Below are 21,128 nucleotides of genomic sequence, written 5' to 3'. Positions count from 1 at the left end.
GAAGAACTTCTTAAGGCTTCTTATGGTTGTAATGAGTTTTAAATCCACAATGTGAATGTTAACTATTAATCAAGCTATAGAAGAGAAAAGTACTGCTCTCCCACATCCACAGTGGATAAACCCATTGATATGTCTTTTAACAGGAAAAGTCCCTTGAAGTTGTACTTCAAGGGACTTTATCTTAAGCCTGAGAATAATCTTATATTAGTTCATCAATAATTATTTTGCTTTTACAAATTTTACCTTTGGAACTAAGAAATATAATGGAAGAATATTCAAAATAAATACTGTTACAAATAAAATAAAATCTGTTAGATTGATTTCCTTTCCTGATGAAATTGAATTGATAATATTTGTATAATAATATCCCGGAAAAATCATTTGTAGTTTACTTACAAGTCCCATAAATCCTTCTTTTGCTCCTAGGGTAGCAAAAGGAATAATTGTCATTGATGCTAAAATAATAATCGGAAAGCTCACAGTATCAAGGATTTGTGAATCTAATCTTACACCTAAGACAAAGCCAATGATACTAAAATAAATTCCCATCATAGTTAGCAACAAAAACTGAATAGCTAGATTTCCGGTGATAGGAAATTTAAAAAATGCTACTGCTATACCAAGCACAACTATAAAAATAAGACTATTAAGAATGATTTGAACAAATGTCTGATCTAAGAGGTACTTTTTTACACTATATTTTGTGAACTTTGATTCAAAAGAGTAAAAACCAATATTTGAGGAAATTCGTTTACTAAACGTTGCTAGACTATTACCAATAATACCGATAAATACTGCGATGCCGAGCATAATATTAGGAACAATTCCCTGTTGAATGTTGTATAAGAAAATGTACCATGTTACAGGGATAAAAATCGTAAATAACAAGAATCGTTTATTTCTCAATACTTGTTTAAGTTGAATCATATTAATCATCATTATTTCTCCATTTATACTTTCTCGCGATAAAACTGTTCGATTGTCTTACCAGCTTTATGAATTTCTTCAACTGATTCATGAGCAGCAATACGACCATTTTTCAAAATCAACACTTTTGTAAAAAAGTGGTCAATCTGATTAAAATCATGTGTTACAACAACTGAAGTAAAATTTTGTTTCTCCAAAAGTTTCCAAAAATTATCAACAGATTCTAAATCCATTCCCGTTGTCGGTTCATCTAAAAAAATCAGCTTAGGAGAATTTAAGATAGTTAGCAATAACGAAAGTCGTCTCTTTTGACCACCTGATAGTCCTGAAACATAATGGTTTTTAAAATCTCGTAATTCCACCATATCCAAGAATTCATCAACATTAATACTATCAATTTGGTTCATCTTACTTTTTAGATAAACTAAATCAGAAACCGTCAAATCATCTATTAAGATATCACCTTGCGGCATCATACCGATTTCCGTTTGGTAATTTAGAGAAGTACTGATTTTACCTGAGTTCGCAGCCAACTGTCCTGCAATAATTTTCAATAATGTGCTCTTTCCTGCACCATTATTTCCAAGTAAGGCGACTTTATCACCCTCACCGATAGAAAAAGAAACACCTTTTAAAACTTCTTTATTTTTAAAGGACTTCTTAACCTCTTCTACTTTAAACATATGGGCCTCCATTTATTAATTTTGTTTACGAACTCATTATATGTCAGACTGCTACACAATAGGAGTTCTTGTCAGAAACGGTACTTAATTTATCATTAACAGTATTTTCTGACTCTACTTCAAAAAATTCCGATCTAAGGGCTACTAAATTAATTTGAAAAAAATGAATTATGACATATCTTTATGGATATATTAAGTATCACTATATTTATATTATTCCAATTATTTCTTTTAAAAGTTTATTACCAACAAAAAAGCACCAATTAAAAATAGTGCGTTTGCTTTTCCTACATCCAAGAATAACTTCAATACCGAAAACTAAACAAGAGCTTTATGATCTTCATGCCTATGCTCACTTAAAAGTACTTCACCAAATTGTACTCCACTATCTTCACTGACTCGTTCCTGACAATCGACACAATACAATTCTCTAGCCAATCGCTGTTGTCGCCCACCTACATAGACCACCTCTTCCATTCCAAGCAACATATAAGGTAGCATGGCATCAACCAGCTCATCAAAATGTGATTCGTCGTTACTTAAAAAGAAACGTGCAGGATGGTCACTATTATCAAAATCTCCAATGGCCACAAGACTATCATCTTCAGTCAAGAGATAGTAATATGTAGCTGTGCGGTCTTCTGTGTATCGAAAGAATAAATGTGATTCATGACAAAATGGGCATGTTCTATACTTATGACCAATAACTGATTTTAACCAATGGACTAGCAAATTCGATAAAGAAGCTTTGATTCCCTTAAACCACAACAAGACATTAGGTAGAATAAAACCAACAATTATAGGGATAACAGTTAGATTATTGTCCACCACCAAAAGATAAAACTGGAACATGGCTGTTAGTCGTAGAAACCAGACAATCGTATTAAGAAAAATCTGATTCGTGCCACTCAGAAAAGTACTGACTACTGTAGACTCTTTATTCTTCACAAAAGTAAGAGTTACACACTTGATGGCAAACATAACTACAAACATAATGACATAGCCTAACATTCACTTACCTCATTTTCAGCATCAGTAAATTGAGAAGCTACTTCTCCCAAAATAGAGATTAACTTAAAAGCACCCAAGGTATTATCTTGACTTTAATTGGTAAGCATACGGTCCAGAGTCTTTAGACAACGTTTCTTCTCTGAGAGTTTCCGTCTGTCCAATAAAGCACTATCTTCTAAGTCTTCTGTGTTACTAGAGGAACGTAGTTCATTTAGATCATATACATCACCAACGTCTAAGACTGATAGCTTACGAAGAACCCTAGAAACGACTAATGAAGAAGAAGTCTGCGCGTGCTCTAGACCTTCAGCAGACTCTTTCAACTTTTGAATAATAGTGTCTCTTTTGAAAAGTTCTTCCTCATCCAAAAGCAAAGCATCCAAGGGAAAAAGTTGTTCCACGATTGTCTTTTGACCAGGGACAAAAGCGTTACTTTGTCTTAAACCAGTACTAGGAACAAAACGCTTACCGTTAACAACTATAAGTCTCTTTCCCAACCACTTGTCGACAATGCCACGCTCACTAGAAACTATGACACCATCCATCCGTGTTATTTGGACAGCAACCTCGTCACCTGCTTTTAGGCTAGCGATCCATTCTGAAATATCTTTTTTTGATAAATACATTATTTTGTTTCCTCCTTTGCAACTGACACAATATCATGGATAGCATCCTCATCAAGACGAGGTGCAGCATGTTTTCCACCTGCCATTCGTTCAATACGTTTAGACCATCCACCAGAGTTCTTATCCTTATGATAGATAACTGCTGTTGCTGCTTTCTCTACTCCCATAGCTTTAGCTAAATTCTTACCACTTTCATCAAGAACATTAACATAGATAATCTTGTTTCGTTCTTTTTCAGTTAAGCTCTTATTGAGTACTGGAATTGATTTTTGACAGTAAGGACAATCAGGTCTAAAGAACACATATATCTCTGAAGCTGTATTTTTCTTATAAGGATAAATGACATTATCTTCTTTAAAATAATCAAGCTGGTTTGATGTAATCTTTGTTGCGTGGAAACTTTGTTGCGTGAGTTCCTGATCAAAAACCGTCGTAACCATACGATTACTATAATTGTATTCATTCTTATAACTAGAGGTAAAACCAATCAGAATTACAGGTAACATAAATAACCCAAGAACAACTTTAGTCGATGTAAACTGGTGGGCATGGTCCACACCTTGATATACGATATAAAAGGTCGTAAGAACCCAAGGTAAGATAATTCCCAAAAGCAAACCAAACCAATCAAACGGAAATGAATAGACAATCCTATGGTTCACTACAACTACCGTTAAAATAGATAACGTCACAAGGATCGCATAGCTAATATACCAACCCTTGTAAAGAGGATTATCCTTTAGCTTGGGGAATGCATCACAAAGGGTTTTCCAAGCAGATTCAATTTTTATTTTCATTAATTACCGTTACCTTTCAATCTTTTTTATCTTTAAAACGACACCTGATACTTACAACAAATTCAAACTATCATTTGACTTTCTTACATCTTTTTAAATAGTTGAGAGAATGATTATATGTTACAGTTGCTGCGCGTGACTTATTCTTTTTTCGCTGATAAGAATTCATCAACCTTCTTGATGACCTCGTTATGTGAAACAAATAACGTATAGAGTGTTGGTATGATTAATACGGTTTGCAAAATCACTTCCAGCACATTATTCAGGGTTAGCGAATGCCATGATAGGAAAAAAGAAACTACCGTAAACAAGTACAAAATAAAATATGTGACAAGAACTAGCCAAGCAATCGTTAGAAAAATAAAGTAGTGGATTTTTCCAATAGCTACATCACTAACTATAGCTAGCCTTTTCAAAATTCTTGGTCTTTTTACTACGATTACAACTACAAGCGAAACAACTAGCCATACAAGTCTTCTTCCTAAGTATTCCAAATAATCCATTTACAAATACCTTTACTCTATCTATAAACAATCAAAAAATAATCATCAAAAGGAAGTTTTATTTTTTCTGGTAGAACTTCTTTTGGGAATACAATAATCATATGTTCATACTCTATTGAGAATTCTTCATAGAGACTAGTTAAGTGTGGAATCAAGTCACTTTTGATATACGTCATAGTCACCATAGGATACTCTTTCAATTCCCATGAGTCAGTTTCAACAACAGCTGATAACTGGAATTTATCATCATCTAAAGGTTCTGATATCTCCTTTACAAGATAATCTATTTTCTGAAATTCAGAAAAATCATAAGCCTCGCAATCACACCAATCTTTATGATTTGAAAACATCCTTTCTTGAATGATTTCGACAATAACGTCAGATGCATTTGTTGTTGTTTGACTGAATAAAGAAATATTTTTACGCTTTAACATGTCATGTCCAGTCACACCTTCAACCTCAACCTCATTTACATATTCCAAAAAGTTCATTAAACGTTGAGATACCTGCGTATTATCTTTACGACTATTCTCGAAAACGAAAAATAAACTAGAATTTTCGAATGCTGGTTCTTCTGCGTAACCAAATATTTTAGAAAGTAGAATTGTTTGACGTTCTGTTGCTCGGTCATACTCAATAAAAAAAGGGCTATCGTTCACAAATACAACAGCATCAGGAACCATTAAAAGATTAACCCGACTAATAGGAAATACGACTTGTATGTTTAGGTCATAAACAGACTTGTCTTGGTTTTTAAAGAAAAGCTTGTTTAAGATTTTAGCAACTAATCGTCTGGTCTCTAGATCATGAATATTTACGGTTTGAGGTTTTCCTCCTAGAAGATTATTACTGACAATGCTATATACTGACCTATCATATTCTGTCGTTGTTGTTAGCAACCGTATTTTATCAATCCCCTTAATCATAGTAAGCAACCAGGTACTAAAACCTTTGTTCAGATAATATATCTTTCTCTTACCGCTTCTAGCATCCGAACATGCTAAAATAGGATGATTCACCTTTCCAACAAGACGATAAAACCATGAATTAGGGGTTTTGGATTTTCGAGTTACTGCAGTATAAATGAGGTCTACTATTTCCTTATCAAAATAACCAAACCTTAGTAAATGATAAAAGATGATAAGTTCCTCTTCTGAAAACGACAGTGAGATATTTTGCTTTTTTGAAACAAAATAAGAAGCTATTTTATTTCTCTGAGTGTAATGAATTTTATTTGAAATAAGTGAGGTAAAATCTCTATTTTTTATATCTTGCATTTTGTAGTCCTAAAATAGTCAATCAATAGGGTATATAGTCTGGTCTTTTTTCGAAGAGTATAGATATTATTTTTAAAGTTATGCTTAGCCTTTGATATAGACCTGCTCAAGCATTCCTTTGTACCCGTAAAATACTGATTGATACTTTCATCTCCTCTCATTCATAACGTCGTAGTTTATTTTTATAACGATAATCCCTAAAAAACATGGGTTATTCTAGCTAAATAGTAATCACTATTTACTCATTTATAATTTACGAGTTTCTAATATTAGTAATCAACCCTATAAATACAGTAAACTCTTAGACTTTTGTTCTCTCTATACTTTCATTCATAAAATCTGGTTATCACATAACACTCGTAACAACTGATTTTATGGGACTTTAAGCACTTAATAACTACTATTAGGATTCATTTATAATAGGTCGCTATAGTGTTCAGTATACCCTAGAATAGATTATTTTCAAGGGAGTGACATGGGTTGACTTTTAATATTCTTACTCTATACTATTAGATATAATTAATAATTAAGGGGCAAATTATGGCAGGAAAAAACAAAAAAACTGAATCAGATTTTATTAAGGAACTTGAAGCTTTAGAACAACAAAAGAAAGAAGCTACAGAGCAACTTAAAGCCTATCTAAAATCACAAACAGATAAACTAGGCCAAATCTATTTTGAATTGAAAAAACTAGAAAATCCAGATTTATCTATTGATGAGTTAGTTGTTGAAACACAAAATAAGGTTAAAGAAGTAAAGAAAGAAATTAAGCAAAGAAAGGATGCTGAGAAGACTAATAAAGAAACGTATAATGACTCTCAAAAATAGAAAAAAAGAGCTGAAAGTTCAGCTCTTCAATAATATTTTTACCTTGCCCAGGTATTGTAGTCTTGAAGCGAACCAATATCATGCTCTTGTCCATCCTTTGACTCAGAAGCGGAAAGTTTTGTTCCACTAAGCATATCCGCCTTATCTGGCTTAGCCAACAAATGAGAAACTTGCTCTAGAGCATCATCTCCAAAGAAGACCAACTCTCCAGAAACTTCCTTATTCAAAATTGTCATAAGTGCTTTATTGGAACTGATGTTTAATTCCCTAATTCTAAAAGTATTTGGGTCAGACAACTCTAGAAATACTGCATTAGATCTATTCCGAATACGAAGTCCATAATAATCTAATCTTTCATTTAGCGATTTACTAAAATAGTCTCGTTTGTAAATCTGTTTATCATCTTTATCTACTCCACCTTGAATAGCAACTCCCGTCACGAACTTGCCAGTCTCAAAATCAAAGACCCTTCGTCGGCCAATTCTATCACGTTCTCCACCAGAATTAGTAATCAAAGTAGTTACGATAAGATAACTTTTCCCACTGATATCCTTGTCAAGATCCAGATCACTAACATATTCTTCAGGAAAATCCTTTCGTAAGATTTTCAAGACATCCCATTTTTTGTAAATCTTCTTGGGGTTAAAAGGGTTATAAATCATCACCTTGTAGTAATCCTTATCAGTGATGTCATAGTTATCCCTAATATCTTCACCCCTATGGTAGTATTCATCAAATAGTATCAGATAATCTTTAGTCAAGGCGACATAATTTTGATTTTCAGGAAGATACAGTACATTGTCCTGAACCGTTCGAATATCTCGAAGAGGAGTGGATCTCTTAATGGTTTCATTTTATGTGAATAAGACTCTATGGGTTTGTGCCTATAAGCAAGATAGAAGCCAAGTAATGCTCCTAGAAGAATAATCACGATTCTCACTTTATCTTTGAAAAGTTCTTTAATTAAAGCCATCTACTCTTCCTCCCTTGGGATTATTACTGTTATGGCCTTACCATTTTGAACAAAAGACATACTATTATACACTGCCTGTGTTCTCGGACCTTCAAATTCGCTAATGCCATATTTTTCTTTCGCTTGATTACTTGGAGTTGTACCTAAAAGATAACCTCTCTGTACCATATCTGGACTAATGTTAAATGAACCATTATAAATAGCATCCCTAGGTGCATCAAGAATGGAATACAAACCAACAGGTGTTCCTTCATTAATAATACGGTTGAAAGCATCTTTACCCTCTTTCATCGCATTTTCAAAGGGATTTGATTGAAGCAATTTAAAAATACTCTCTTGCATAAATAAGATTTGTTTGAGTTCTTGGTTCGCATTTGCAGTATCAATACGTTTTATATAGGGACTGTAGTCACTCCTATAGTATTTCTCATAATACAATTCCTTAACGACCTCATTGTCCTTAAAACCAGCTCTCCAATTTTGAATCAGTTCGATACTTTTCTTTAGTTTACTTGTTTCAGAACCTATACTATAAGTATAAAAACTATATAAAGGCCCTGAAGCTAAATCGTAAGTTACGAGACTATTATCTAAGGCGTTAACACCAATCGGAAGCAAGGTTGAATTCGGATCATATAAAATGGCTTGAACATCCTCTCGAGATTTAAACTCTTTTCTTGTCAAGCTGACGTTTCGATATATCCATCTGTCAAAATCCTGAAAATTTGACAAGAGGTGTTCTTGTCCATCAATTGTTGTATCTGCTTTAGCTACCAAGCTGTCTATAAAACTAGTCTTACCATCTTCTTTGTATAAATCCAAAAGACTTTGGGTCTTTGCCTGATCATTACAAAAACTATCTGTAACTACCAATTGATAACTATCATTTTTAGCCATCTCTAGAAGTTTAGAATTTTGGTCATAAATCGTTCTCGATGTACCATCAAAAGCCCCAACACTAATAGCAACACGTCCCGAATCTAAAGTATGAACATTAGATAAAAGATTATTACCAAGATTATTGATAATCCCAATAGTCTGAGGTAAATAGCCTTTTACACTTTGTTCCTGTTTTGGGATAGTATTGATATCATAAAGGCTAGCGTTTGAGAAATTGCTTATTAACTTTAATGTTTTATCATCTTTTGAAACCTCAAAAGTATAAGCAGGCTCACGATTTTTCCCGACCTTTGTGCCTTCAAAAGTAACAAGAACATAGGCTTTCTGATTCTCTTCATAAAGCTTTGCTTTAAGATTGCTAATCTCTTTACCTTTCTTTAACTCTGGTACAAACTTAAAAAGGTCTACCTCAATCGGTTGATTACTAGTGTCATTAACATCATATATAGATAGACGATAATATTGATTATCCTTTTGAGATGTTTTCTCTGTGTTTTTAAAAGAATCATGATAACGATAGTTTTGAGACATCATATAGTTATCGGAATATTGGATATTGCCAGTTGATTGGACAGCTAGAACATCAGGATCTGTTAATTTCACATAGGCATCAACCGAACTGAAACCTGTCACATAAGCATAACCATTTAAATAGCGGTCAGTTTGTTGATTATAAGAATTTTGCCACTCAATATACATCAGTGAAAAACAAAACGAGAAAAAGACTGTAATTATGAATATAAGCACATCGTTAAAATCCCTAACATTTTTATCTTCCATAATCCCCCCAAGAATGTGAATCTATTAAAAAAGATAGGATTTTCATCCTACCTTTTCAAGTTTCTTTTATTGTATCACATCTTAAAGCTGTTCTGCTACTGCTGAAAGAAGATCTTGGATACCATTGGCATCGCTACCACCGGCCATGGCCATATCTGGTTTACCACCACCACGACCTGATACGATTGGTGCAAGAACCTTGATGACATTACCTGCGTGAACATCCTTAGACTTGCTTGCTACAAGGACATTAACTTTTTCGCCAATGTGAGCTGCAAGGACAAGGATGTCAGAGTAGTCTGCTTGTTTCCATTGGTCAGCAAATGTACGAAGGGCACCTGCGTCAGATACTTCCACTTGGCTAGCGATGTAACGAACACCGTTAGCTTCTTTAACGTCTTTGAAGACATCACCAGCTGCTGCTGCTGCTGCTTTTTCTTTAAGAGCAGCATTTTCTTTTTGAAGGGCATGCAACTGCTCTTGAAGGCTAGCAACCTTGTTAGGTACTTCTTTCAATTGTGGTGCCTTAAGTGTTGCTGCGATTGCTTTAAGGGCATCTTCTTCTTCACGGTAAGCAAGGTAAGCTTCACGTGATGTCACTGCCAAGATACGACGTGTTCCTGAACCGATACCTTCTTCTTTGACAATCTTGAACATACCGATTTCAGCAGTGTTGGCAACGTGCGTACCACCACAAAGCTCAACAGAGTAATCACCGATTGAAACGACGCGAACATTCTTACCATATTTTTCGCCAAAGAGGGCCATAGCTCCCATTGATTTAGCAGTGTCAATGTCTGTTTCAATAGTTGTTACTGGAGTTGCTTTCCAGATTTCTTCGTTGACTTGTTCTTCGATAGCACGCAATTCTTCTGGAGTTACAGCCTCAAAGTGAGTGAAGTCGAAACGCAAGAATTCTTGTTCATTAAGAGAACCCGCTTGAACAGCATGATCACCAACAATATTATGAAGAGCAGCATGCAAGAGGTGAGTTGCTGTGTGGTTCTTCATAACACGGTGACGACGTGTGTGGTCAATTTCAAGTTTATAGTTAGCACCTACAACAAGTTCACCTTCAACCTCAACAGTGTGAAGGGCTTGTCCATTTGGTGCACGTTGAACATCAACCACACGCGCAACAACAGTACCAGCTGCATCTGAGATCGTACCGTGGTCTGCTACTTGTCCACCCATTTCAGCGTAGAATGGTGTTTTTTCAAAGACAAGGAGTGCTTGACCAGAGTTAACACTATCATGACGAGCATCATCAGCAACGATAACGCTCAAACGGCTTTCAGCAGTTTCCGCTTCATACAAGAACTCAGATGGTTCAGTGATGTTGGCGAGGGTTTCATTTTGCATACCCATAGAACCACCTTTAACCACGCTAGCACGCGCACGTTCTTGTTGTTCTTTCATGGCAGCTTTGAAACCTTCATGGTCAATCTTGAAGCCTTCATCTTCAGCCAACTCTTCTGTCAATTCCACTGGGAATCCATAAGTATCGTAAAGTTTAAAGATATCTTTACCTTCAAGCGTATCTTTACCAGATTTCTTAAGGTTAGCAAGAAGCTCGTCAAGCATGCTTGAACCTGCATCGATGGTACGTGCAAAGGTTTCTTCTTCACGTTTAACGATTTTTTCGATAAAGTCTTTCTTCTCAAGAACTTCTGGGTAATAGCTTTCCATGATTTGACCAACAGTTGGAACAAGTTTGTACAAGAAAGCATCAGAAATGCCGAGACGACGGCCGTGCATTACGGCACGACGGAGAAGACGACGAAGGACATAACCACGACCTTCATTACCTGGAAGGGCACCATCACCAATGGCAAATGCCAATGAACGGATGTGGTCAGCGATGACCTTGAAGCTCATTGTGTCACCATCTGGATCATAAGTTTTACCAGACATTTTTTCGATTTCACGAATGATAGGCATGAAGAGGTCTGTTTCAAAGTTTGTTTTAGCCCCTTGCATTACGGCTACAAGACGTTCAAGACCTGCGCCCGTATCAATGTTTTTATTAGGAAGTTCCTTATATTCTGAACGTGGAACAGCTGGATCTGCGTTGAATTGTGACAAAACGATGTTCCAAATTTCAATGTAACGGTCGTTTTCAATATCTTCTTCAAGCAAACGGATACCAATATTGTCAGGGTCAAAGTCTTCGCCACGGTCAAAGAAAATCTCAGTGTCTGGTCCTGAAGGGCCAGCACCGATTTCCCAGAAGTTATCTTCAATTGGAATCAAATGACTAGGTTCAACACCGCAAGCAATCCAACGGTTGTATGAATCTTTATCATCTGGATAGTAAGTCATGTAAAGTTTGTCTTTTGGAAAATCAAACCACTCTGGGCTTGTCAAAAGCTCATAACCCCATTCGATGGCTTCATCACGGAAGTAGTCACCAACTGAGAAGTTACCAAGCATTTCAAACATTGTGTGGTGACGAGCTGTCTTACCAACATTTTCGATATCGTTGGTACGAATAGCCTTTTGTGAGTTAGTGATACGTGGATTTTCAGGAATCACAGAGCCATCAAAGTATTTTTTCAAAGTGGCAACCCCTGAGTTAATCCAAAGAAGGGTTGGATCGTTAACTGGAACCAAGTTAGCTGATGGTTCAACAGCGTGACCTTTTGATTTCCAGAAATCAAGCCACATTTGACGAATTTGTGCTGAAGTAAGTTGTTTCATTGTTTCTCCTTAATTAATTGTTTTTTATTTTGAGTTATTCTCGAGCATTTCCACATAGTCGATAGCGACACACAGCGAAATACCCAAAGAATAAAAGACAAGTCCACTAAACGAAGGGCGACGTGAACCGCGGTACCACCTTCATTCAATGAACTTGTCATTCTTATTTGTCTTTAATTGTGAACTTTGAGTAGCAAGTAACCAGATTCGTCCATGGCTCGCAGCGACCGCCATTTTTCTGTATCAGAAGCGATGATTACCAATCTCAAAGGGAAGGCTAAAAATGTCATGATATTAGAACTTTCAGCCACTCTCCATTTTAACGTGTTTTAGGTCTTAGGTCAAGCTGATAATAGCATTATCAACTCTATCTTGTGATTTATTTGCTAGAGCTTGATGATGAACTTGATGAAGCCCCAGAACCAGTCACATACTGGTCAAGAATTGCGCTAAAGGCCTTGTCTACAACTTTAACATTATATTTCTTAAGGACCTTAGCAATCACTGAGTTAGTGAAGTTAGTATCAGATTTCTTACCATTGATGATAACCTTAGTCAAATCATCCTTATAGTTTTTCCAATCTGCATTTTTCTCAGATTTTGAAACAGTTTTGACGATGTAGTAAGTCGCAGCACCAGTTGAGCTGTTTGAAACAGTCACTACGTCAGAGACGGCATTAGCATCTTGTTTGAAGGCTGCTGTCAAAACATCTGCTGGGAAGTCTTGAGAAGCTGAGTTAACCGTCTTAGAAGTCACTTCCAAGCTGTTATCTTTAGCTACTTGTGAGAAATCTGCTCCTTCTGCCTTAGCTTCAGAGTCCACCTTATCTGCCACTGCTTTATCAGTAGTTGAAACCACTTGCACCTCTGTATTTGGTGTGTAGTTATCATAGGCAGCCTTGTAATTTGCTTCCGTCAAATCTTTTTGTGCGGCTTGGTTAACAGCGTACTCAACCAATTTTTGTGTACGGATTTGAGTGCGGTATGACTCTTCTGTTTGACCATAGGCTGCAAGTACTTGTGAGAATTGATCTCCGTATTGTTCTGAAGCTTGCTTATAAGCTTTGTCAACGTCTTCTTTGCTGACTTTGCTACCATATTCTTTTTCAAGAGCCTTTTGCAAAGTTGCACTCAAAACACTTTGTTGTGTTTGGCTACTACCTTTAAGTGAATCAAAAACATCACCAACAGTAACAGTATCACCTTTCATAGATACCAAAGTTGTTTCTTCAGTTGTTTTGTTACCTAGAGAAACATACATAGCACCTGCACCAACGAGAGCTGAAACAGCTACAAGGGCAAGACCTCCAAGGAAGCGACCACCTGAGCTTGGTTTACCAGCATCACGTGTCTTTTTAGTTTTAGCACGTTTAGCTTTTTCTTTCGCTTTTTCACTGGCGAGGGCGATGCTTTCCTCTTCTTCTTTTTGGCGATCAAGATGCTCTTGTTCTGCGTCTTTGTCTGCTACAACCTCTTCAACAGTTTCTTCTGTTGACTCAAGGTTTTCATTTTCTTTAGCCATTTTATCTACTCCTTAAATTGTCAATATCTTTGTTATTATACCACACTTACTTAAATAATGCTTAATCTGGCAAGATAATATTTTCAGAATTTTTCCGAAGCATAAGAAGTCCGTCACTCATAGGGACCAAACTAGCAGTCAATCCAGGGTTATCTAAGGTCGCATCAAAAAGACGATGCAAGCCACGGTAAATCGTACGCTGACCACGACGAACCTCCATGATATCTTTGGCAATATCGCCCCCTTGGAAGATATCATCAAAGACGATGACACCACCTACCTTGAGACGTTTTAGGATTTCAGGCAGAAAGACGATATATTTAGACTTGGCTGAGTCCATAAAGACAAAATCATAGTCAGTGTCCAAATCTTGCAAAACTTCTGCTGCATCTCCTTCGACCAAGGTAATTTGTTTGCGGCTGTCATACTTGGCTAGATTTTCCTTGGCAAAGCCAATCATTTCTTCATTACGATCAACCGTTGTAATCTGAGCATCAGGCGCATACTCAGCCATAAGAAGGGCTGAAAAACCAATAGCTGTTCCTACCTCAAGGATTTTCTTAGGCTGCAAGGTCTGCAACAAAAATCGGAAATAAGCAACTACTTCGTGCTGGATAATTGGAATATTTTCCTTACGAGCAAAGGCCTCCAGTTCAGCCAAATGCCCTTTATTTTCCTGAAGATGCGTTCGCATGTAGTCCACGATATCCTTGTTGACTACTGGACGACGCATGTTGTGATTTGCGTTTTTACTATATGATTTAACCATGTGTTTTATTATATAAAAAATCCCTAGCGAGTGCTAGAGATTTTTCTTATCTATAACTCAAATCGTCATCATTAAGCTACTTGACGTAACCCCCTCTTTTTCAAGAGGTAGGAAACGACCAAAGCCACCACGTAAAGAGCGATGAAAACAAGCAAGGTCATCTGGTATGATTTTATCAATTCGTAGGTTACGGATAAAAGCATTGGCCCCACTAAGGCCGCCATCGCCCAGGCAGTCAAAATATAACCATGAAGGGTAGCCAACTCCTTTGCCCCAAAGATATCGCTAAGATAGGGAGGAATTAATGAGAAACCTGCCCCGTAGCAAGTCATCAGAACAGCCATCGCAACCACAAAGACAAGTGGAACTTGCAGGACAATTAGGAGGACAGCCATAACAATATTAACCACAAAGAGGAGAACAAAGGTCTTCGGACGCCCAATATAATCCGACAAGCCTGCCCACAGAAGGCGACCAAAACCATTAAAGATTCCCATAACACCTACAACAACTGCCGCTGATTCAGCTGACATCCCAACCATATCTTGAGCCATTGGAGAAATAGCAGAAACAAGGGCTAAGCCACATGAAATATTGATAAACAGAATAAGCCATAACCAGTAGAAAGTTGATGATTTCAGAGCCTCATTAGCCGTAACTCCCTTGCTCAAATCAGCAGCCTGACGGTTCGGACTCTTGTCAGCCAACAGTTGTGCTTCCTCTACACTTGGTCGTTTAATGAATTGTGAGACAAAAAGCATAACAACAAAATAAACGACTCCCAAGGTATAAAAGGTCTGCTCAACACCACGTGCCTGAATCAGATATTGAGCAATGGGACTGGTTAACAATGAGGCAAAGCCAAAGCCCATAATGGCAAGGCCAGTCGCAAGTCCACGCTTATCAGGAAACCACTTAATAATAGTTGAAACAGGCGTAATATAACCCACACCCAGTCCTAGACCACCAAGAATACCATAACCAAGATAAAGCATCCACAGCTCTCCATGAGCAATGGCAACTCCTGTCAGAATGTTACCCCCAGCATAGAGAACAGCCGACATACTCCCAGTCACTCTAGGACCAAATTTTTCAACCAGACGCCCCATGAAAGCTGCAGAAAGCCCTAGACAAAAGATAGCCAACGAAAAGGCAAAAGAAACTGAAGATTGATCCCAGCCAGTCTGGGCCATAATAGGATTACGATAGATACTCCAAGCATAGGTAGACCCCAACATGAGATGGAGTAAGACACCACACGTTGCTACAAGATAACGATTGGTTGTTTTCACAAAAACCTACTTTCTATTTCTGAACATTGTTCACTTATAAAATACAAAACGTTAGGTTTTTAGTCTATCATGAATATAAACTAGGGGCTATAAATATGCTCATTAACTCATTTCCAAATCAATTAGAGCTTTTATTTTAGTAAACGTTCGTTTTTTAGACATAAAAAGAATCATCCTGATTCAGAATGATTCTCTCATATGGTAACTTCTTTTTACGAAAGGTGAACACCTTTTTCAACCAAGACTTCCAATTCAACGAGACGGTCTTCAAAAACTTTGAAGGCAGCATCTAAGTAGTCGGTATTGGTCATATCAACACCAGCTTTCTTGATGACTTCCAAAGGATAGTCTGAGCTTCCCGCCTTAAGGTAAGTAAGGTAAGCTTCTTTATCTTCTTCAGTACCGTGAACAATTTTTTCAGCCAAGTAGCTTGCCGCAGCAAATCCTGTAGCGTATTGGTAGACATAGTAATTCATGTAGAAATGCGGAATACGTTCCCACTCAAACTGAATTTCGTAGTTATCCTCAGCTTTAAGGTTATAGTATTTCTCATTGAGGTCTGCGTAAAGCTTATTCATGAAGTCCGCTGTCAAGATTTGACCAGATGCATCTGCCTCATGGATAGCATGTTCAAACTCAGCAAATTGGGTTTGACGGAAGACAGTTCCCTTGAAGCCATCCAAATAGTGGTTAAGAATAGCAAAACGTGTCTTGTCATCTTTAACCTCTTTAAGAAGCGTTTCTGTCAAGATATTTTCATTGGTTGTAGACGCAATTTCTGCCAAGAAGATTGGGTAATCTCCGTAAACATATGGTTGAGTCTGACGTGTGAACGTTGAATGCAAACTATGGCCAGTTTCGTGAACCAAGGTAAAGAGATTGTCCAAAGTGTCTTGCCAGTTCAAAAGCATGAAGGCATTGGTATCGTAGGCACCACCTGAGTAAGCCCCTGAACGTTTTCCTTTGTTAGGGTGAACGTCAATCCAACGTTCCGTAAAGGCTGCATGGACCCCTTTACTATACTCTTCACCAAAGATTGCCAAGACTTCTTCTGCTTTCTTGAGAGATTCTTCATAAGTAAGAGCAGTTTCAGTCTCAGAAAGTGGTGTATAGACGTCATACATCTTAAGCTCATCAAGTCCCAAGACCTTCTTACGCAAATCTAGGTAACGGTGTAAAAGTGGCAAATGCTTGTTCACTGATTCCAAGAGTGAGTCATAAACACTCTCTGGAATAAAGTTAGCCGCAAGTGCTGCATGACGTGCTGAATTATAGTGACGAACTTTGGCTTGGTAATTGTGAACCTTGACAACGCCTTGGAGTGTTTGTGCATAAGTATGTTGGAACTGCTCATAAGTCCCATACATCGCTTCATAAGCTCCCTTACGAATGTCACGGTCCTTAGATTCCATGAGAGTGATAAAGTTACCATGCGTCAACTCAACCACATCCCCTTGACCATCTGATACCCATGGGAAGAGGATATCAGCATTATCTAAGACATTGAAGGTATCCGTTGGACCGTTGAAAATATCACCAGCTGCTGCCAAGAGCTCCTCAGCTTCTTGAGAAAGAACATGGTCCTTGTTTGCCAAAAGGCGTTCGAAATAGTGGTCATAAAGTCCAAGACCTGGCTCTTGTTCTTTAAATTCAGCTAATTTCTTATCATCCAAGGCCATAAATTCAGGCTCAAAGTAAGCAAAGGCTTCACTCAACTGTGAGTAAAGGTTTGAGGCCTTAGCTTGATACTCTTGGTAAAGCCCTACTGTTGTGTCTTGGTCATTTTTCATTGACGCATACACATAGATTTTCTCCAAGCGACGCATAAGGCTCATATAAAGTTCTGTTGCCTCAAGCAAGTTCTTAGCAGAATCTAAGAGATGACCTGCATAAGCACTAGCCTTCTTCAAATCCTGAACAGTGCTTTCATATTCAGTCTCCCAATCTGCATCTGTCGCAAAAATGGTCGTCAAATCCCATGTGTATTTCTCTTCTAAATGAGCACGATTGTCTGACATAATATTCTCCTTAATTGTATCTATTCTTTACTATTTTAGCATAAAAGGTGGGAGGGTAGAGAGTTTGTCGATAAGAAAAACGCCTTTTTCGATAATATTGCATAAAAAACTTTTCAAATCCTTCAAGTGACTGTCTAATTTGTACAAAACCCTGCTTAGATTCTGGAAATCTCACTTGTGGAAAAAAATCCTGATCAGACAGGCATAACAAATTCATTCCCTTAAGATAGGCTTCTTCCTGCCTTCTCATCCACCTTGGATTTTTCCCCATTAATTCTCGTTGAATCACATGTGAGACCTTCTTTCGCTGAGTTACTTGATAAGTCTCAACCTGCTCTGCTTGATAAGGAAAACGTAAAACTGTCATGAGATTTTCGGTTAACGACCAGGCCTTAGTTAAATAATAGACTTTCCCAAAAATATCCTCATAGATGAGATACTTAAGTCTAATTTCCTCTCGCTTCCAATCAAGCTCCCATAGGTGAAATCCTATCTTAGCCGTAAAATAGAGAAAGTCCCGCTGTAGGTCTGTTAAACGTCCATTCAACCAGAGTTCCTCACCCAAAAGCCAACGCACTTCGTAACCTGCTTGGTGATAGGCACATGTCCTCTCTCTCAAACGTTGCTGGGATAAACGAGAACACTGAACTTCTAGAGCCAGGGAATCGCCAACAAATAAATCTGCAATTTGCCCCAACTCGGACAAAACCTTTTCAATACTTACTTTTTCACCATGATTAACCAAAGATTTATATAAGGCTGCCTTAAGCGATAAATGTTGAGCCGATTCATTCTCCGAGAAGAACTGACAATCTTGCAAAGATTTATGAGCAAAATGTGGGCACATTACCTGGCCATGCCTCAATAGGACAACTCCCTGGCATCCAGGACAGCTATAGGATTCCTTACGTTTCAAACAGGTTTCTAGAGCTAAAACGAGGTTTCCCTCCTGATTTTTTGCAATTAACATGACTCTCTCCTTCGTGCACTCTCTTACTTATTCGTAAAAGAATTCACAAAATAAAAAAACATCTAGATTACTCTAGATGCATCCCCCATTCAAACTGAAACTTGCTCCCTGCTGTATGGAAACTTAGGTTTATAGGTGTATAGCTTAACCTAGGATACAAGTGCCACTCAGTCCATTCGATCTCTTTTCAACAATCTCGATACCTAAAGGAAAATCCCCCAACTTTCCTTGGTATCAGGATCTTGAAAACAGTTTCTATCCAACATAACCATTAAAAATAGTCAATGTAGCATAGACAGATGCTCTCACAAACATCTGATCAAATTCCGTCACTGAAGCATCATCCCAATATGCTTTTCACCCTTTTATTCCTCAATCCCACTAAAAACTTAATCCTTGAGTTGATAATGAGATAAAACAATTTTTAGACTTTTACAAGTTAAAGTCTCTATTTACTAACATTGAACCACCAATTTCCTAGGTGCAGTTCAGTACCAACAAACTCAAAATTGTGTTGGCTCAAAATGGTTTCTGGTCAAGAGTATCTTGTGATTGATAGTCAGTCAATCTGAGAAGCTTTCCCTCTAGCTTCTTTACACAGAACGTCATACTGCTTACAAGATACTATTTCCTAGAAGAGTATTGCTAAAAACGCCACTCTCAAAACATACCACCTATCAGTCATTAGGTTTAGTCCACCTTCTGATAGGTATATTAGCAGTTACTGCTTTATTTTCTCTCCCTCTTCGCTTTTGAAGATTAGTCTCTACCGATTCTGCTGTTTTTGAATCTGTCGTTAGCTCTACACGGATTAAAAATACCGCTAGCTCCCGCTACGATGATGCTGATGTTTTAAATCGATTAATCTAATTTTTTTGCTGTTTAAATCTTCTCTTTTTAAATCATCACAATGAAACATTGGAATTTGATAACTTAGAATTCCAGATTCTAAGCTAGTCTTTTTTGATCAGGGAGTCACCCTTCCAAAAAACAAACTCTTCCTAACACAATCTATTATACTTTATTATAATTTTTTGTCAATTAATTTATTTCATATTTTTTGAAAATATTTTTAAATACTCTTTTTAGATAGTTGAAACAGTTCAAAAACACTATAATATAGGCATTTGTGCTGCCATTGAAAAATTAGAAAACATCCTTTGCTTTTTAGTCACGATCAATAGAATATGTTAGCTATCAGAAAATTTTATTTTTATTATTTTCGACTAACTTGATTTTACTTAACTAGTCAAAACCAACCGTGAAATGACCTACACCCCAAAAGTTAGACAGAAAAAATCTAACTTCTAGGGTGTTTTTATTATGAAATTGACTTATGAGGATAAAGTCCTTATCTATGAACTTAGAAAGGAAGAAATGATTGATAAAATCCTACATGAATACTGTTCTCAAGATAGAGTTTCTCTCGAATGTTCTCTCCCAAATCAAGGGATGCTTCCTAACTGGCTCGCACAATACAAGAAAAAGCTAGAAGAAATGACGGAACTAGAACGTCTTCAAGCAGAAAATGCGGTTCTAAAAAATGAGAGAACTCCGATTGAGGGACGAAAAAGAGCAAAGAGAAAAACGGAAATTGTTCGAGGATTGGTAACAGAGTTTACTTTAGAGATTCTTCTAAAGATTATTAAGCTTGCTCATTCGACCTATTATTACCACTTAAAACAGCTGGATCAAACGGATAAGAGCCAAACTATCAAAGCTGAAATTCAAGCTATTTTTACTGAATACAAGGGAATTATGGCTATCGTCACATCACTCTCGCATTGAGAAAACGTGGCTTTATGGTAAATCATAAGAAAGTGCAACGTCTGATGAAGGCTCTTGGTTTAAGTGCTCGAATTCGTCGTAAACGTAAGTATTATTCATACCAAGGAGAGGTTGGTATGAAAGCAGAGAATCTCATTCAACGCCAGTTTGAAGCATCAAAGCCAATGGAAAAGTGCTACACAGATGTGACAGGGTTTGCCATTCCAGCAAGCACTCAAAAGCTTTATTTATCACCAGTTTTAGATGGTTTCAACAGTGAAATTATTGCTTATAATCTTTCAACGTCACCGAACTTAGCACAAGTAAAAATGATGTTGGAACAAGCCTTCACAGAGAAGTGCTATGAGAACACTATTCTGCATAGTGATTAGGATGGCAATATCAACATGATTTCTATCATCATTTTTTAGAGGACAAGAGAATCCAACCGTCCATGTCACGTAAAGGCAATAGTCCAGATAACGGCATGATGGAATCCTTCTTTGGCATTCTGAAGTCTGAGATGTTTTATGGTTATACTGCTACCCAAAATCAGTAAAATTGTTTATGCCATATTATTGTAACGCCTTATCAAAAAAATCACCAGATAAGGTGTTGGTTTAGTGTACACTTTTTACACTAAACTTTAGTTCAAAAAAAGACAATTTCCTTAGTTTGACTATGAAAGTCAAACTATTTTTCGGCAAATACCTTGATATACTTGACAAATGATAGAAAAGGACTTAGTCCTGTGCGATACAGAACTAAATCCTTTGCTTAAATTA

The 21,128-nt window shown here is 37.1% G+C and carries 16 protein-coding genes and 1 pseudogene; 2 read left to right on the top strand and 15 right to left on the bottom strand.

Features of this window, described 5'->3' with window-relative positions; all coding sequences use genetic code 11:
• Positions 1–219 precede the first annotated feature (219 nt).
• From NSQ79_RS02305 to NSQ79_RS02275, 7 genes are all read right to left on the bottom strand, one after another.
• Positions 220–936, bottom strand: a complete 717-nt coding sequence (locus NSQ79_RS02305; protein ID WP_049529172.1) for a hypothetical protein — start codon at positions 934–936, stop codon at positions 220–222.
• A gap of 14 nt (positions 937–950) precedes the next feature.
• Complete coding sequence (locus NSQ79_RS02300) at positions 951–1,610, bottom strand: ABC transporter ATP-binding protein (RefSeq protein ID WP_002886746.1); 660 nt, start codon at positions 1,608–1,610, stop codon at positions 951–953.
• Positions 1,611–1,928: 318 nt separating this feature from the next.
• Positions 1,929–2,621, bottom strand: coding sequence for a hypothetical protein (locus NSQ79_RS02295; protein ID WP_002886745.1), 693 nt, complete (start codon positions 2,619–2,621; stop codon positions 1,929–1,931).
• A gap of 92 nt (positions 2,622–2,713) precedes the next feature.
• Positions 2,714–3,247, bottom strand: a complete 534-nt coding sequence (locus NSQ79_RS02290) for a hypothetical protein (RefSeq protein ID WP_014633515.1) — start codon at positions 3,245–3,247, stop codon at positions 2,714–2,716.
• A complete protein-coding gene (locus NSQ79_RS02285) occupies positions 3,247–3,939 on the bottom strand; it encodes a thioredoxin family protein (protein ID WP_339313784.1) in 693 nt (230 codons plus the stop codon). Before NSQ79_RS02285 ends, NSQ79_RS02290 begins: the two co-directional genes overlap by 1 nt.
• 245 nt (positions 3,940–4,184) lie before the next feature.
• Positions 4,185–4,547, bottom strand: coding sequence for a hypothetical protein (locus NSQ79_RS02280; protein ID WP_049529136.1), 363 nt, complete (start codon positions 4,545–4,547; stop codon positions 4,185–4,187).
• A 17-nt stretch (positions 4,548–4,564) separates the two neighbouring features.
• Positions 4,565–5,824, bottom strand: coding sequence for a replication-relaxation family protein (locus tag NSQ79_RS02275; RefSeq protein ID WP_225901276.1), 1,260 nt, complete (start codon positions 5,822–5,824; stop codon positions 4,565–4,567).
• Positions 5,825–6,364: 540 nt separating this feature from the next.
• On the opposite strand from NSQ79_RS02275, the gene NSQ79_RS02270 reads away from it, so the two are divergent.
• On the top strand, positions 6,365–6,652 hold the full coding sequence (locus NSQ79_RS02270; RefSeq protein WP_164332258.1) for a hypothetical protein: 288 nt from the start codon (positions 6,365–6,367) through the stop codon (positions 6,650–6,652).
• Positions 6,653–6,690: 38 nt separating this feature from the next.
• Here the strand turns inward: NSQ79_RS02270 and NSQ79_RS02265 are convergent, their stop codons facing one another.
• From NSQ79_RS02265 to NSQ79_RS02230, 8 genes are all read right to left on the bottom strand, one after another.
• Positions 6,691–7,413: a hypothetical protein gene (locus NSQ79_RS02265; protein ID WP_241003672.1), complete on the bottom strand. Its 723-nt coding sequence runs from the start codon at positions 7,411–7,413 to the stop codon at positions 6,691–6,693.
• Positions 7,414–7,625: 212 nt separating this feature from the next.
• Positions 7,626–9,305, bottom strand: a complete 1,680-nt coding sequence (locus tag NSQ79_RS02260; protein ID WP_164332257.1) for a hypothetical protein — start codon at positions 9,303–9,305, stop codon at positions 7,626–7,628.
• Between the two features lie 81 nt (positions 9,306–9,386).
• Positions 9,387–12,005 carry an alanine--tRNA ligase gene (gene alaS / locus NSQ79_RS02255; RefSeq protein ID WP_049529139.1) on the bottom strand — a complete coding sequence of 873 codons (2,619 nt, stop codon included), beginning with the start codon at positions 12,003–12,005 and terminating at the stop codon, positions 9,387–9,389.
• Between the two features lie 379 nt (positions 12,006–12,384).
• Positions 12,385–13,527 carry a peptidyl-prolyl cis-trans isomerase gene (locus NSQ79_RS02250; RefSeq protein WP_002886735.1) on the bottom strand — a complete coding sequence of 381 codons (1,143 nt, stop codon included), beginning with the start codon at positions 13,525–13,527 and terminating at the stop codon, positions 12,385–12,387.
• Between the two features lie 61 nt (positions 13,528–13,588).
• The gene (locus NSQ79_RS02245; RefSeq protein ID WP_014633986.1) at positions 13,589–14,296 is read right to left on the bottom strand and encodes an O-methyltransferase; all 708 of its coding nucleotides are present in this window, start codon (positions 14,294–14,296) and stop codon (positions 13,589–13,591) included.
• A gap of 71 nt (positions 14,297–14,367) precedes the next feature.
• Complete coding sequence (locus tag NSQ79_RS02240; RefSeq protein ID WP_049529141.1) at positions 14,368–15,588, bottom strand: OFA family MFS transporter; 1,221 nt, start codon at positions 15,586–15,588, stop codon at positions 14,368–14,370.
• Between the two features lie 212 nt (positions 15,589–15,800).
• Complete coding sequence (gene pepF, locus NSQ79_RS02235) at positions 15,801–17,606, bottom strand: oligoendopeptidase F (RefSeq protein WP_014633523.1); 1,806 nt, start codon at positions 17,604–17,606, stop codon at positions 15,801–15,803.
• A 10-nt stretch (positions 17,607–17,616) separates the two neighbouring features.
• Complete coding sequence (locus NSQ79_RS02230; RefSeq protein ID WP_049529144.1) at positions 17,617–18,576, bottom strand: competence protein CoiA family protein; 960 nt, start codon at positions 18,574–18,576, stop codon at positions 17,617–17,619.
• A 1,323-nt stretch (positions 18,577–19,899) separates the two neighbouring features.
• On the opposite strand from NSQ79_RS02230, the pseudogene NSQ79_RS02225 reads away from it, so the two are divergent.
• Positions 19,900–20,881 (top strand): annotated as a pseudogene (locus NSQ79_RS02225) (IS3 family transposase); the annotation flags it as partial.
• Positions 20,882–21,128 lie beyond the last annotated feature (247 nt).

The sequence above is a fragment of the Streptococcus sp. FSL W7-1342 genome (assembly GCF_037966635.1).
Classification (GTDB): domain Bacteria; phylum Bacillota; class Bacilli; order Lactobacillales; family Streptococcaceae; genus Streptococcus; species Streptococcus salivarius_D.
The sequence above is the reverse complement of the archived record's forward strand: the minus strand, read 5'-3'. Positions and strand labels throughout refer to the sequence as shown.

Excerpts from the sequence above, each read along its gene's own strand:
- NSQ79_RS02275 (WP_225901276.1), bottom strand. The coding sequence starts at position 5,824 with ATGCAAGATATAAAAAATAGAGATTTTACCTCACTTATTTCAAATAAA.
- NSQ79_RS02280 (WP_049529136.1), bottom strand. The coding sequence starts at position 4,547 with ATGGATTATTTGGAATACTTAGGAAGAAGACTTGTATGGCTAGTTGTT.
- NSQ79_RS02250 (WP_002886735.1), bottom strand. The coding sequence starts at position 13,527 with ATGGCTAAAGAAAATGAAAACCTTGAGTCAACAGAAGAAACTGTTGAA.
- NSQ79_RS02295 (WP_002886745.1), bottom strand. The coding sequence starts at position 2,621 with ATGTTAGGCTATGTCATTATGTTTGTAGTTATGTTTGCCATCAAGTGT.
- NSQ79_RS02290 (WP_014633515.1), bottom strand. The coding sequence starts at position 3,247 with ATGTATTTATCAAAAAAAGATATTTCAGAATGGATCGCTAGCCTAAAA.
- pepF (WP_014633523.1), bottom strand. The coding sequence starts at position 17,606 with ATGTCAGACAATCGTGCTCATTTAGAAGAGAAATACACATGGGATTTG.
- alaS (WP_049529139.1), bottom strand. The coding sequence starts at position 12,005 with ATGAAACAACTTACTTCAGCACAAATTCGTCAAATGTGGCTTGATTTC.
- NSQ79_RS02230 (WP_049529144.1), bottom strand. The coding sequence starts at position 18,576 with ATGTTAATTGCAAAAAATCAGGAGGGAAACCTCGTTTTAGCTCTAGAA.
- NSQ79_RS02270 (WP_164332258.1), top strand. The coding sequence starts at position 6,365 with ATGGCAGGAAAAAACAAAAAAACTGAATCAGATTTTATTAAGGAACTT.
- NSQ79_RS02300 (WP_002886746.1), bottom strand. The coding sequence starts at position 1,610 with ATGTTTAAAGTAGAAGAGGTTAAGAAGTCCTTTAAAAATAAAGAAGTT.
- NSQ79_RS02245 (WP_014633986.1), bottom strand. The coding sequence starts at position 14,296 with ATGGTTAAATCATATAGTAAAAACGCAAATCACAACATGCGTCGTCCA.
- NSQ79_RS02305 (WP_049529172.1), bottom strand. The coding sequence starts at position 936 with ATGATTAATATGATTCAACTTAAACAAGTATTGAGAAATAAACGATTC.
- NSQ79_RS02260 (WP_164332257.1), bottom strand. The coding sequence starts at position 9,305 with ATGGAAGATAAAAATGTTAGGGATTTTAACGATGTGCTTATATTCATA.